Source organism: Leptospira tipperaryensis, from assembly GCF_001729245.1.
GTDB classification, from domain to species: domain Bacteria; phylum Spirochaetota; class Leptospiria; order Leptospirales; family Leptospiraceae; genus Leptospira; species Leptospira tipperaryensis.
Genome location: NZ_CP015217.1, coordinates 491,210 through 503,839, shown reverse-complemented (window position 1 = coordinate 503,839; position 12,630 = coordinate 491,210). Strand labels below are relative to the sequence as shown.

The window sequence follows — 12,630 nt, the reverse complement described above, 5'->3', positions numbered from 1 at the left end:
CCGGACTTTAGGTTAGCGAATCGAGAGCCGCGCTTTCTGTTTCGTAGACTTCAAACAGATCCAGCAGTTCGACCACGTCGAATACTTTTTTTACAGGTGGAGTGATACAACAAAGTTTCAACTTCCTTCCTTGCTTTTCCAACTCGCGGACCATACCTACAAAGATACGAATCCCGGAGGAGGAGATGTATGAAATATTTTCCAGGTTTATTAAAATATCACCCTGGCCGGACTGAACATCATCCAGTAATTTTGCTTCGACTTCGTCTGAATGTCCGATATCCAGCCTTCCATTGAGCGCAACTAGAGTATGCTTACCGATCTTTTTCGTCTTGATTTCCAAAGATGGCTTCCTTTTGGAGAATTAGGACTAAATTAAGCTTTCAGAACGCGTTTACAACTCATTTTTAAGCTCCAATGTCTATAATTTCTTCTATGGAAAATATTTTTACGTGCTCGGGCTTTCCGTTTTTCCCAATCAATTTATAGGTCGCCCTTCGAGTCTTATATCCAAGATAGAAGGAAATGTATGCGATTGAGATGCCGTGTCTGTGCATCCTTACGGCGATCGTTCTCCGAATGATCGGAAAGGTGATTTTAATTCCCGTTTTGATTTCTATCTTTTGGAGAAGTTTTTGTATCGTCCTTCGATGTAGTTTTCCTTTTCTTCCTGAAAATAAGAATTCTTCGGGCATTTTTGTTTTGAGAGCTCCGTAAAAGTCTTTTAACAAACATCCTGGGATTACCAAAAGACGATCCTCTACTCCGTTTAAACCACGAATTCTTAATATTCCATTGTCGACATCGACATCTTTTACCCGAATTGAAATCAATTCCTCCGGCCTCAATCCAAGAGAGAATAAAATTCGTATCCAAGTATAGTGAGTTGGGTTGCTTCTACACGCTTCTCTAAGACGTTCGATTTCAGAATTGCTCAGAGTTTTTCCTGATTCCAGATTTTCCAAATTTTCTTTTTCCATAGTCATTAGCAATAAACCTCCTTTTTAAATTCGGAAACATTTGCCAGAACCGTAAATAATATTACAAACAAAAAATAAAAATGTAAAATAAATAAAATTTTATACTTAAAGTATAATATAAAATTTGAATATTCAATAATTATAAATTATTCCGATTCGGGATAATTGATAATTTTAATGATGAGATCTGGAAGGTTTTTTCGATGCTGAAAATTATAATTCTTCGTAAGTTTATTTCAGACGGACTTAAAGCCCGTTTTCAAGCATTTTAACGAAATCATTTCGTTTGTCGGAAAAAGTTTAAATCATTCTTTTTCTAAGAAACAATTCACCTTGCGGAAAAGATTGAGAAGTAGAATTTCATTTTATGAATGATAGAAAATGAAATTCCATTTTCTATGTACGTTTCAATTTTAAACGCGTAATTTATAACCAAGGCATGACTTGTTTTAAAATTAGAGTCAAACGTTGATCCGATTAGAACGTTATCTTAGAATCCGGTTCCATTCCTTTCAGAAAGTGAAAGTTTCCGTATTCTTTTAGTTCGTTAGATGGTGTTCTTTTAGTTTACTTCTACTCGGTTCAACTCATCCAATTCCACTTTCCAAGATCGTACGATCTGCACCATCACATCCAGAACGGCAGGATCCGGCGAATCATACGAATCGGCTGCAAATGAATCCACGGTTTCAAAACCTTGGATCGCACTGACAGAAGTCTTTTCCATTCTCGCGCGAAAAACTTCGAATTCTTCTATGGATTCCGTCGGAGAATTCTTAACATAATACGGTTTTATGATGCTGACTCGAATACTTTCAATCGGAAGATTCTTCAGAGTTTGCAAAAGACGAAAGGAAAGAAGTGCAATTTCTAATTTCATTCTTTCTTTATATTCTTTTTGTCCTAAAAAGGTCAGCGCAGAATTTCCACCCACTGCTAAAGTAACCCTTACCATTCCCGCTCCGGACGTATCACCGGGAGCGATTTCGATCTCTTTCAATCGATCTCCTAAAAGTAGGAAAGAAGCCTGACGAATTTTTTCTTCTACCGGAATTTGTTTGTCGGATAATATCCTTTGCACTTGGTCTTTCGGACTCGGCTTACACGCTATAAACGAAAACAGGACGCACAAAATAAGAATAGGGTGAAACACCCTATATACAGAATGAATCCGTTGGGAAAGGTGATTTTGATTTCCGAAGCCTTTCTCAATTTTATCATGGTGATACAAACGTTCATTCTTCATGGAAAAACCTCCTTGTTTCTTTTTGTGAAATGGACTCTTTAATTTTATTGGATCCACCCGATTTTTGCAAGCTTTTAGCTGGTTTTGGCCGTTTCTTGACCACCAAACACAAGTTTGTTAATGTTTAGATCGGATTGATTTAATTCGAAATCAAGGGATCCATACCGGATCCGCCGAGTTTTCAACTTAAAAAATCGCTCATTGCAGTGATTTCTTTATCAAAATCTTTTCAGATTTGGAAACAAATTATTTCAAATTGCGGGCTTTCGTTCTAGGGTTTCATAATAGTTGTTTCATTTTTTTTTGCGTTGATTTTTAAAAAAATATCTAACGTGCATTTTTTTCTGTAATTTTAATTAGGTGATTTCGTCTCAAGTAACTGTATGAAACCAAAAAAAATCTCGAACGACGATCTTGAGTCCCTGGTAACAGGAGTAAAATCTCAATCCATTAATGCAGTGGGGAATTATCTATATAAGGGATTCAGAATACAGGTGAGTAAGTATAATCTTTCCGGAGCGGAAAGAGTCCAACTCTTGTATCAAAGAAGAAGAAACAACGGCCTTTGTATTGTTTGCGGAACAAAAGTTGCCAAGAAGAACCCCTCTTCCGGCAAACTTTATAGACTCTGCGAACACCACCGGAAGACGATCGACAAGAAAAAGTAATCAACCTTTTCGGCAATTCTGCAGATAATCTTTAATAGGGGAATTCTTCCTCCGGAGATTATCTTGCAGGCCAAAGGTTCTTACGTTTTCATACTCATTCTTATTTTCGCTTGGTTTTCGCTTTCAAGCTCTCTTCGTTCCGAGGCGAGCGCGCTCCAAGAAACCCAGGCGCAAAACCTTCTTAGAATCGCGGAAGAAGCGTATAAGGATCGTAAGTTTCATAAATCGATCGAGGAAATTAAAAGTTTCTTAATTCTTTACCCTTCGAGCAAATTCAAAACCAAGGCTTATCAAGTCTTAAAAAACAACTATTCCCGACTGGGACGCCCCGAAAAGATCCTCGAGATCAACCTCCACCAATATTCGGAAGAACCAACTTCCGCTCAAGGTCTGAATGCTTTTTTCGAAGCAGGAAAACTCTATCTTGAGATCGGAGAAGAAAATAAGGCGAAAGAGGTTTTCAAATCGATCTGCACCCAGTCTTTTTCCCGAGAACTAGCTGAAAAAGCCTCTTTAGAACTCTCAGAATGGGAGATTTTGAGCGGCTCCAAGGCGGAAATGTCAGAATGTGGAGAAAAGTAGTTCTTTTTTTGGAGATTGGTTTCCTGAAATCCGATAATGAAAACAGTTGAACTCTGATTTTCAAAAAAAATACTAACCGAACAGCATGTCCACAGGCATCTTCCAAATCGTAAACTTCCAAAAGGGCTCCTACATTATTGTAGAGGGAAAGAAAGATTCCCCTAGCTTCTTTATTATCCGTGAAGGTAAGGTAAAAATAGGACGTGAAAACCCAGTAGTCGGAGAAGATCCGAATTCCGTACAAGGTCCCGGTGACTTTTTCGGAGTGGTTGCGGCCATGAGCCAACACGCTCAGATCGAATCTGCAGTGGCGCTCACCGATGTTTCCGTGATCGAAGTTAGCTACGATCAGTTCGGAACCCTCATTCAAAGAAATACTCCCGTAGCGATGAAAATCATCCGCTACTTTTCGATGAAACTCCGCCAGTTCGACCAGACGATCACTCGTCTGACCTTTCGCTCCGCTGTGGAAGAAGATCCGAACGAGCTTTATAACATTGGGGAAAACTACTTCAATCAGAAGAACAACCCACACGCTGCCTACGCGTTTCAGAAATATCTTCAATACCTTCCAAACGGTCCTTTCGCCACTCAGGCAAAACTAAAACTGCAGACGATGAATCAGCCGATGCAATCGGCTCCGATCGATCTCACAAAGTTCAATCGTATGTACGCGGACAATGAGATGATTTTCTGCGAGCACGAACCGGGAAGAGAATTGTATATCATTCAAAACGGTAAGGTGAAGATCACCAAGATCGTAGATAAAAACGAAGTGTTGCTCGCGGTTCTTCAAAATGGAGATATCTTTGGGGAAATGGCTCTTTTGGATAACAAACCCAGATCCGCTTCCGCGATCGCATGGGGTCAGGTTCAACTTCTCGCCATCAACAAGGCGAACTTCGAAGGAATGGTGAAGGCTCAGCCTCAATTGGCAACTCGTCTGATCACACTTCTTTCGGAAAGAATTTGGACCGCGTATAAACAGTTGGCGAACTTGATGATCAACGATCCTCAGGGAAGAATCGCGGATACTCTTCTAACTTTGGTTGAGAAGAATCGAATCAAAATCACTCCTAAGGTTTCGTATAACTTTGAAATCGGTACAAAAGACTTAATCAAGATGGTCGGTCTTTCGTATCCAAAAGATGAGAATTTGGTTCTCGATCTTCTTACTAAGAATAAGTGGATCAAACTGGATCAGGGAAAACTCAGCTGTACCGATTTAGTGGAACTGGAAAAATTAGTTCATATCTATAGAAAAAAATCTCAGATGGAAAACAAACTCAAGAAAAGAGCATAACGCGTCTTTCCTAGATTGGAATGGCTTCCCCAAAAAAATCATCAAAGTCTTCGAGTTCCGGAAAAACCTTTTCCAAGAACATAGAAGACAGAGATTCTCGAATCAAAAAAGCGACAAACTGGCTTCGTAAACAAGACTCCATCACAAAAGCTCTGATCGATTCCGTCGGTCCGTGCAATTTGCAGACGATCGGTTCTCCGTATCAGGTTCTCATCAAATCGGTGTTAGGACAACAACTCTCGACCAAGGTCGCGCTTACCTTTGAAAGAAGATTGATCGCTCTCGCGGAAACAAAAAAGATTCCTCCTCCGGAAAAAATTCTCCGGATCCCGAACGGCGATCTCAGAAATATCGGAGTTTCTCAGGCGAAAACCGAAACGATCAAAAGAATCGCAGAAGCCTATCAAAATAGAACGATCTCAGATTCTAAACTTCATAAATTAGAAGATTTGAATGTGTTGGAACTACTTTGTTCCCTGAAAGGTGTGGGGCCTTGGACCGCGGAGATGGTTTTGATCTTTGCGCTCGATCGCTGGGATCATTTTTCGATCAACGATTTGATTCTTCGAAAGTCCGTGGAAAAACACTATGGGATTTCGAAAGACAATAAAAAAGAGATTCAAGAATTCTTAAAGTCCTTCTCTCCTTATCGAACCATTCTTTCCTGGTATCTCTGGGCCGACGTGGACGGCGGTGAGGGTTGGGGTTAGGAATTTCGGAAAAACTCTTTCATAGAGAACTCGCTTAGTTGGAGTTCCTACAAAATCGACAAAAGAAATTGAATTGCTTTATTCGAGTTTTTCTGATATAGGAAAACCCGTGCAAATTTCCCACGAGCCCTCCTCCTCCACCCTATCTGGGTGGGGGCCGCGACTTTCACAGAGAATCGTCGTTGTTCCGACAACCTCGAACTTCTATCCTTTACATTTGGATTCGAATCGGAAATAAAATTGAATCATCGGATTCAAAACTTCAGACGTTTCCCTGGCTTTTCATTCACCACGCTCCCTGCGATAGCGATTGTAGCGGAAATCTCGAGCGTCCTAAACGATAAAACCGTGCGCCGTTTTTGAATTTGTATTTAGAAAAAAGAAAGAAAATCTGAATATTAGAAAAGTGGAATGGGGAAAAATCGCAGCGAGAGATTGAAGTGGAAAGCGCGGTCGCGAGCTTTTTTTAAGAATCGGCTCGCGAGCGAATCGCCCAAAGATTAACAAAGTAGAATATACTTTTTTAGAGTTTGATTCCGACCAATTCACAATCTGCTTTGGTCATTATCTTTACGAGTTCTTCGAATTTCACCTTTGGTTCCCAGCCTAGTTTTTTCTTCGCTTTCGCGGGATCTCCGATGAGAATATCAACTTCGGTCGGGCGGTAGAATTTTGGATTCACTTCCACCAAGAGATGACCGTCTTTTGCGTCAAAACCCTTTTCCGTGTCTCCCTTTCCTTCCCAGCGAACTTCCACGCCGGCAAATCGAAAAGATTTTTCTACGAATTCTCTTACGGTATGTGTTTCGTTGGTCGCGACCACGTAGTCGTCTGGATCGGGTTGTTGCAACATCATCCACATCATCTCTACGTAATCCGGCGCGTATCCCCAGTCTCTCTTCGCGTCCATGTTTCCGAGATGAATCGGTCCGCCTTTTTTTGCGAGGAGATTCGCAACGCCGATCGTGATCTTTCTCGTTACAAATCCTTCTCCCCTTCTCGGAGATTCGTGATTGAATAAAATTCCGTTAGACGCATGGATTCCAAACGCTTCTCTGTAGTTTACCACGGCCCAATACGCGTAGAGTTTTGCCACCGCGTAAGGTGATCTTGGATAGAATGGAGTGGTTTCCGTCTGCGGAATCGCTTGTACCTTTCCGTAAAGCTCGGATGTGGAAGCCTGATAAAAACGGCTCTTCACTCCGATTTGTTTGATCGCGTCTAAGATTCTCAGAGTTCCGACTGCGTCGGCTTCCGCGGTGTATTCGGGAACTTCAAAGGAAACTCCCACGTGGGATTGTGCAGCGAGGTTATAAATTTCGTCCGGAGATACTTTTTCCAGGATTCGGTTGAGGTTACTCGAATCCGTTAGATCTCCGTAGTGCAGGACCAGATTGGAGTTCCCGCGAAGATGCTCGATTCTTCCCCGGTTGAACATGCTGGCTCTTCTTACGATCCCATGCACTTGATATCCTTTTCCGAGAAGAAATTCTGTTAGATAGGATCCGTCCTGTCCGGTGATCCCAGTTATGAGCGCTTTTTTCATCTTCAGACCAGAAAAACCTAAAAACCGGATCTGGCAAGAAAGATTAACTTCCCCTTCTTACCATAGAACCGAGTCTCAGAGCCTTTCCGATCGATTTTAGACTTTATTGTGGGCCCAATCCCTTTTTCGGAATCGTATGAGAAAGACCAGAGCCAAGACGAAAACCCAAGCCACGATCCCGGACCAAAGCCCCACCGACCCGAGTTTTAGATAGATCCCTAAGAAATACGCAACGGGTAAGAATACAAAATAAGAAGCAAGAGTATATGCCTTAAATACAAAACCTTGCAACCCCGCTCCCCGAAGCGCCGACCCGATCACCATGTGATACGCATCCGCGACCTGGATGATTCCCAAGATCACGAGCGGTCCATAACCTTCTTCAATCAACTCGGGATCGTTTGTATAAACCGATAACATCTCTTTTCCAAAAAGAATGAAGATCAATCCCATCGTTCCCATTCCACAAGCGGAGAAGAATGCGGAGCGAAACGCTCCGTGATACGCGAGCTTCGCCTTTCCCGCTCCTAAGGCCTGTCCTAAGATCGTCGTCGCGGCGACACCGAACGCGTATCCCGGCAAAAAGGAAAGACTCAACGTGCTAAACAACATATTCGTAACCGCCACCGCGGTGGTTCCAACAATGGTCGCAAACTCGATAAAGATCATAAAAGAGATATTGTTTAGTAGTTCGGCTAACGCTGGTGCTGTGCTCGCCTTTAAGATTTCTTCCAGGTGAGAAAAACTAAATTTCCAAGAAATTCCTTTGAAATACTTCCCGAGATCCTTTTTGTAAAAGAAATACGGAAACGCAAGAAGCCCCGAACCTCCGGCAAGCGAAGACGCAATCGCCGCACCTTTTACTCCCATCGCTTCAAAACCGAAATGTCCGTAGATCAAAATCCAATTTAAGAATATATTCGCAAAACATGTTATGATCATGGAAGCAAGACCAGCGGTCGTGATTCCGAGTCCGTCAGTAAAGGCGCGAGTTGTAAAAAGTAAAAAGAAAAAGATCGTTCCTAAAAAACGAAAGTAAAGATAATCGCTCGAAAGTCCTTTTACGATCTCATCCTTATTGAGAAGTTCCATCAACCATCCGCTCGCTCCGGCTCCTCCGATCGAAAGAAGACCGCCGAAGATCAAAGCAAGGTATAACGTAGTCAGTCCGACCTTTCCGATTTCAGAATCGTTCTTTTCTCCGAATCTTCTCGAAACGATGACCTGAATCCCCATCGAAAATCCCATTAAAAAAGCGAGCACCGTAAAGTGTGCGATTCCTCCGATCCCGATCGCCGCGATCGAATTTTTACCGAGCCTTCCGACCATCATCGTATCCGTCACCCAAACAACGGTTTGACTTAGCATTCCAAAGACGACGGGAACCGCTAACTTTAGAATCATCGTATTCAAAAGACTAGGCCGTATGTTTCTATAAAAAGTATGAACTAAATGACGTAGAGTTTTCAAAGTTCCTCCAGGATTATAAGGATGAAGTAGAAAACTACTTCTTTTCATAAAAATTTCTTTCACGCTCCGGATTCTTTTTTTGAAGTAAGTATTAGGAACGAATCAGCGCGACTTAAAAGTCTTTTTTCAAAAACAAAAAACGAAAGCTGAATCGATCTAAGAGAACTAAATACTATGAAACAATACGCGGATCTTCACAATCATCTCTATGGTTCCATCACTTCCGAGTTTTTATTCGAACTCGGTAAGTCCAATCCTTCCCCCCGTTGGGAAATTTTTACAAAATCCTATCAACAGAATTACGGCAAAAAAATTTCCACAGAAACATTCTTCGAGGATTATAAGAATCCGGAATCGTTTCGAAGTCTCTATCAATTCAATCACTACGGACCTTTTTCGGAGTTTCAGACAAAGTTCAATCTCATCATAGCCCTTTCCAAATTCAATCCGGAAGAAATCACGTTAGTCTCCTCTCGTATCGTGGAAGATCAATTCAAACAAGGTGTTACGTTTGGAGAATATAGAATCATGTATTCTCCCGTTGAAACGGAGGAAGAAATTTACGAAAAGACGATCGCCGCCTGCGAAGGCCTTGCAAAAGGGGAGGAAAAAACCAAAGGCCTTGCAAAAGGAAAACTTGTCGTTTCCTTACACAGAGACGGAGACGTCTTTCAATACTACGCCCTTCTCAAACGATTGATGGAAAAAAATTCTTTAATCCGGGATTATTTAGTAGGATTAGATTTTTGTTATATAGAGGAAGGGTTCCCTCCCAAGGACAAAAAAAAATTCTTAGAAGAAGTAAACAAAGACAACGTCGCCGAAAAAAATACGGCGCTTTCGATTCTCTATCACGTGGGTGAAAGTTTTCAAGACAAGTCCATCCTTTCCGCTTCTCGTTGGGTTTTAGAATCCGCGGAATACGGAGCGCACCGTCTAGGACACGCGATCGCGCTGGGTCTCGATCCTTCCGGACTTAAGGGTACGGTTTCAGAATCCAAAACGGAACGTCTGGATCAACTCCAATTCTATTATGAAAAAAAAGAAGAATTGGATTCTTACTTTGAAACTCCTTCCAGAGAAAGAATCGGAAACGAAATCGATTCTCTCAAACACAAGGAAAAGATCGAACTGGAAATGGATCCTTCCTTCATTCAAGAATGTATCGGCTTTCAAAATTTTTGTTTTGATCGAATTAAAAAAACAAACGCAGTGATCGAGTCTTGTCCTAGTTCGAACGAATACATCGGAATGTTGAGAGATCCGAAAACTCATCCGATTCTTAGATTTGCTAAGAATGATATGAAGTTTACGATCTCGACTGACGATCCCGGAATTTTCGGTACGACGATTGAAGAAGAATATTCTAAGGCCGAGAAAATCGGTTTGAGTCCGGAGATCTTGGAATCCGTGAGACAGAATTCTTTTCTTTATACTTCTGAAATTCTGAGCGGCAGGAAATCCGTCTCTTAAAACGGCCCTAAAAATTCTTGCCTCGACCTGCACACGCAAGATTGTAGAGGAAAGGCCATGCCCAGATTCCAGGAAATCCGTAAGATAACGGCCATTCTTCTGATTCTTTCCGTCGTAAACGTCGCCGGATTGTATTCCCAGAGCCAGAGCGACTTCGCGGATCCGTACGACTTCAACCTCCGAAATTATAAAGATTCTCCCAACCGAGACGGTTATCAAGAATACACGATTCCTCCCACCTTTAAAAAACCGGCTCTCGTTTCTCCAAAAAATGTGCAGGCTCCTTATGAACCTCCCTTCTCAACGACCGGCACCGGCGGTTTGAGAAGAACCACAAATCCGAACGTGGAACGAGGACAAGAAAATCTAATCAATCCCTTCACAGGCGAAATCAATGTGGAAGCGATTCTTCAAAGACGAGCTCAACAATCCGATAGAAAAAAAAGACAAAACCAAGTTTTTGAAGAAGAAAAATATACGGAAACCACGATGAGAAGATTTTCGATTATCTTCTTTATGACTCTTCCGATCACACTCGGCCTTGGTTATGCGATCGCTTCCTCCGCAAAGTTTCCCGGAGTTCATAAGTTCCAAAAAACGTTCGGCGGTTCTATCTTTATCTTTACGTTTGGAACAAGTCTCGCGCTTGCAAACGCTTGGCACGATATGCGAGACGTGGAAGCGAGTAAAAAAGAAAACGAACCCGCATCTCCGCCGGTCGAACCTACTTCGCCTGATTCTCTCGGCTTTGGAAACTCGGTCCCGATTCCCATCTCCGGTTCCTCCGCTTCCGTCGCGCCGGGAAAAGAATACAAAATCGATATCACACTTTTCAACGTTAGTTTCTAATGAAACCTATTCGGGAAACTTTCAAAGTTTTCTTAGCTTTTCGTCATAAAGCCGCCGTTTTTTATCACGAATCCGTTCAACCTATATTAAGAATTTATTATTCAATCTGCGGCGTCGTTTCGCTCGGACTTCTGATTCTCATCTACGGTTTTTATTATCCTCACGAATGGACTCACTGGATCCGATTGCTCGTAAACGGAATCGTGATTTTCCTAGTAATCTACGAAGCCCTTTCTTTTCTTTTTGTTCTCGGTAATTTTACGGAATATCTCGTTGCGCACAAAACGGAAGTAATCGTAATTTCTCTTCTCGTTTTTCAGGAACTGATCAGTAAAGAAATCTATGTCCTCTTAACTTTTAATTCTCTGAGCGGAGAAGACGCGAGTTTGACGTTTCTTTCTTTGAGTCAGATTTTTTTGTTGTTCAGTAACTTCTCTCGTTTGATCCGTAAGACCGATCTTCTCAATTACAGACAGATCAGCCCTTCTCTAGTGATCACAGGAAGTTTTGGAATTCTCATTCTTCTGGGAACCCTGGCGCTTTCTCTTCCAAGAGCGCAGACGGCTTCGATTCCTACGATCGATGTTTTTTTTACGGTAGTAAGCGCGGTCTGTGTTACGGGTTTGAGTACGATCAACGTCGCGAGTCAACTCACCGGAACCGGACAAACGATTCTTATGGTTCTGATTCAGATCGGAGGATTGGGACTCATGACCCTCACCGTTTTTTTTGCGATCTTCTTGGCGGGTCAGGTCAGCGTTACCAATAAACTTCTCATCAAGGATCTATTCAGTCAAGAAACCGTGGGAAGGGTTTCGTTTATTTTAAAACAAGTCGCGATTCAAACGTTTCTGATAGAAGGACTCGGCGCCTTGTTTATTTTCTTCTGGTATCCCGATGTCTCACAAACCGCTTTGAAAGATAGAATCTTCAATTCTCTTTTTCACGCCGTGAGTTCGTTTTGTAACGCGGGGTTCTCCGTCTTTCCCCAAGGTTTTGAAACGAGTTGGATGCTCGATCAGAGAAAATTTTTATCCGTTGTGATGATCTTAATCGTGTTAGGCGGTCTCGGATTTCCCACAGTCAATCATTTGATCCACTGGGTTTTTAAAACGGACAAACAACAGCAAAGAATGGAACTTGGGGCCAAACTCATTCTTACCGTATCGACAGCCTTAATTCTACTCGGTTGGTTTTCTTATTATATCTTAGAATATAAAATCACTTTAGCCGGATTACACGAAACCGATAAACTCTTTCACTCTTTGTTTTATTCGATCAGCACGCGAACTGCCGGATTCAATACATTAAGTATTTCTAAAATGGGAATGCCCATGGTTTTTGTTTCACTCTTTCTTATGTGGGTGGGAGCTTCTCCCAATTCCACCGGAGGAGGGATCAAAACGACAACGCTCGCGGTTTCCGGTCTTCACCTCCTCAATCATATCCGAGGAAAAGAAGAATTGGAAATTTTTGGAAGAAGAATCTCGTCCGGATCCGTTTCCAGAGCTTCCGCCGGAATATTAGTTTCCTTATTTTTAATCTTCTTCGGAATTTTTGTTTTAACGTGTACGGAAAAATTTGAATTCTTAGATATATGTTATGAAGTAGTCTCCGCGTTTGGAACGGCGGGGCTTTCCAGAGGAATCACTCCGAGTCTGACATCGGCCGGCAAATTGATGATTTGTCTGATGATGTTCGGAGGAAGAGTCGGGATGTTAACCATTCTCATCGCGTTGGTTCCAAAAGAAAAAAAATCCGGTTTAAGATTTCCGGAAGAATCGATCATCGTCGGATAAGGGC

General features: G+C 42.0%; 12 protein-coding genes and 1 pseudogene. 8 read left to right on the top strand and 5 right to left on the bottom strand.

Annotated features, from left to right (window positions below; all coding sequences use genetic code 11):
* Positions 1 to 7: 7 nt before the first annotated feature.
* The 3 genes from A0128_RS02475 to A0128_RS02465 form a co-directional block, all read right to left on the bottom strand.
* Complete coding sequence (locus A0128_RS02475) at positions 8 to 343, bottom strand: STAS domain-containing protein (protein WP_069606080.1); 336 nt, start codon at positions 341 to 343, stop codon at positions 8 to 10.
* Between the two features lie 64 nt (positions 344 to 407).
* Positions 408 to 986, bottom strand: coding sequence for a tyrosine-type recombinase/integrase (locus A0128_RS02470; protein ID WP_069606079.1), 579 nt, complete (start codon positions 984 to 986; stop codon positions 408 to 410).
* 556 nt (positions 987 to 1,542) lie between these two features.
* Complete coding sequence (locus tag A0128_RS02465) at positions 1,543 to 2,133, bottom strand: hypothetical protein (protein WP_245667224.1); 591 nt, start codon at positions 2,131 to 2,133, stop codon at positions 1,543 to 1,545.
* A 12-nt stretch (positions 2,134 to 2,145) separates the two neighbouring features.
* On the opposite strand from A0128_RS02465, the gene A0128_RS22420 reads away from it, so the two are divergent.
* The 5 genes and pseudogenes from A0128_RS22420 (at position 2,146) to A0128_RS02445 (ending at position 5,489) form a co-directional block, all read left to right on the top strand.
* Positions 2,146 to 2,268: a hypothetical protein gene (locus A0128_RS22420; RefSeq protein ID WP_282433227.1), complete on the top strand. Its 123-nt coding sequence runs from the start codon at positions 2,146 to 2,148 to the stop codon at positions 2,266 to 2,268.
* Positions 2,269 to 2,609: 341 nt separating this feature from the next.
* Positions 2,610 to 2,894 carry an LIC10235 family protein gene (locus tag A0128_RS02460; RefSeq protein ID WP_069606078.1) on the top strand — a complete coding sequence of 95 codons (285 nt, stop codon included), beginning with the start codon at positions 2,610 to 2,612 and terminating at the stop codon, positions 2,892 to 2,894.
* Positions 2,895 to 3,014: 120 nt separating this feature from the next.
* Positions 3,015 to 3,513: pseudogene (locus A0128_RS02455) on the top strand (tetratricopeptide repeat protein); the annotation flags it as partial.
* Between the two features lie 48 nt (positions 3,514 to 3,561).
* Positions 3,562 to 4,779, top strand: coding sequence for a cyclic nucleotide-binding domain-containing protein (locus A0128_RS02450; RefSeq protein ID WP_069606076.1), 1,218 nt, complete (start codon positions 3,562 to 3,564; stop codon positions 4,777 to 4,779).
* A 20-nt stretch (positions 4,780 to 4,799) separates the two neighbouring features.
* Positions 4,800 to 5,489, top strand: coding sequence for a DNA-3-methyladenine glycosylase family protein (locus tag A0128_RS02445; protein ID WP_069606075.1), 690 nt, complete (start codon positions 4,800 to 4,802; stop codon positions 5,487 to 5,489).
* Between the two features lie 523 nt (positions 5,490 to 6,012).
* Here A0128_RS02445 and gmd read toward each other — a convergent pair.
* Both gmd and A0128_RS02435 read right to left on the bottom strand, forming a co-directional pair.
* Entirely contained in the window at positions 6,013 to 7,035 is a 1,023-nt protein-coding gene (gene gmd / locus A0128_RS02440; protein ID WP_069606074.1) for a GDP-mannose 4,6-dehydratase, read from the bottom strand.
* Between the two features lie 96 nt (positions 7,036 to 7,131).
* Positions 7,132 to 8,553: an MATE family efflux transporter gene (locus A0128_RS02435; protein WP_156781753.1), complete on the bottom strand. Its 1,422-nt coding sequence runs from the start codon at positions 8,551 to 8,553 to the stop codon at positions 7,132 to 7,134.
* Positions 8,554 to 8,679: 126 nt separating this feature from the next.
* Here A0128_RS02435 and A0128_RS02430 point away from each other — a divergent pair, with 126 nt between their 5' ends.
* The 3 genes from A0128_RS02430 to A0128_RS02420 are packed head-to-tail and all read left to right on the top strand — an operon-like array spanning position 8,680 to position 12,626.
* The gene (locus A0128_RS02430) at positions 8,680 to 9,978 is read left to right on the top strand and encodes an amidohydrolase family protein (protein WP_069606073.1); all 1,299 of its coding nucleotides are present in this window, start codon (positions 8,680 to 8,682) and stop codon (positions 9,976 to 9,978) included.
* Positions 9,979 to 10,035: 57 nt separating this feature from the next.
* The gene (locus tag A0128_RS02425; RefSeq protein WP_069606072.1) at positions 10,036 to 10,827 is read left to right on the top strand and encodes a hypothetical protein; all 792 of its coding nucleotides are present in this window, start codon (positions 10,036 to 10,038) and stop codon (positions 10,825 to 10,827) included.
* Positions 10,827 to 12,626, top strand: coding sequence for a TrkH family potassium uptake protein (locus A0128_RS02420; protein WP_069606071.1), 1,800 nt, complete (start codon positions 10,827 to 10,829; stop codon positions 12,624 to 12,626). Before A0128_RS02425 ends, A0128_RS02420 begins: the two co-directional genes overlap by 1 nt.
* Positions 12,627 to 12,630 lie beyond the last annotated feature (4 nt).

What these genes read in the sequence shown, in the direction of transcription:
- A0128_RS02470 (WP_069606079.1), bottom strand. Translation starts at nt 986, where the DNA reads ATGACTATGGAAAAAGAAAATTTGGAAAATCTGGAATCAGGAAAAACT.
- A0128_RS22420 (WP_282433227.1), top strand. Translation starts at nt 2,146, where the DNA reads ATGAATCCGTTGGGAAAGGTGATTTTGATTTCCGAAGCCTTTCTCAAT.
- A0128_RS02460 (WP_069606078.1), top strand. Translation starts at nt 2,610, where the DNA reads ATGAAACCAAAAAAAATCTCGAACGACGATCTTGAGTCCCTGGTAACA.
- A0128_RS02450 (WP_069606076.1), top strand. Translation starts at nt 3,562, where the DNA reads ATGTCCACAGGCATCTTCCAAATCGTAAACTTCCAAAAGGGCTCCTAC.
- A0128_RS02445 (WP_069606075.1), top strand. Translation starts at nt 4,800, where the DNA reads ATGGCTTCCCCAAAAAAATCATCAAAGTCTTCGAGTTCCGGAAAAACC.
- gmd (WP_069606074.1), bottom strand. Translation starts at nt 7,035, where the DNA reads ATGAAAAAAGCGCTCATAACTGGGATCACCGGACAGGACGGATCCTAT.
- A0128_RS02435 (WP_156781753.1), bottom strand. Translation starts at nt 8,553, where the DNA reads ATGAAAAGAAGTAGTTTTCTACTTCATCCTTATAATCCTGGAGGAACT.
- A0128_RS02430 (WP_069606073.1), top strand. Translation starts at nt 8,680, where the DNA reads ATGAAACAATACGCGGATCTTCACAATCATCTCTATGGTTCCATCACT.
- A0128_RS02425 (WP_069606072.1), top strand. Translation starts at nt 10,036, where the DNA reads ATGCCCAGATTCCAGGAAATCCGTAAGATAACGGCCATTCTTCTGATT.
- A0128_RS02420 (WP_069606071.1), top strand. Translation starts at nt 10,827, where the DNA reads ATGAAACCTATTCGGGAAACTTTCAAAGTTTTCTTAGCTTTTCGTCAT.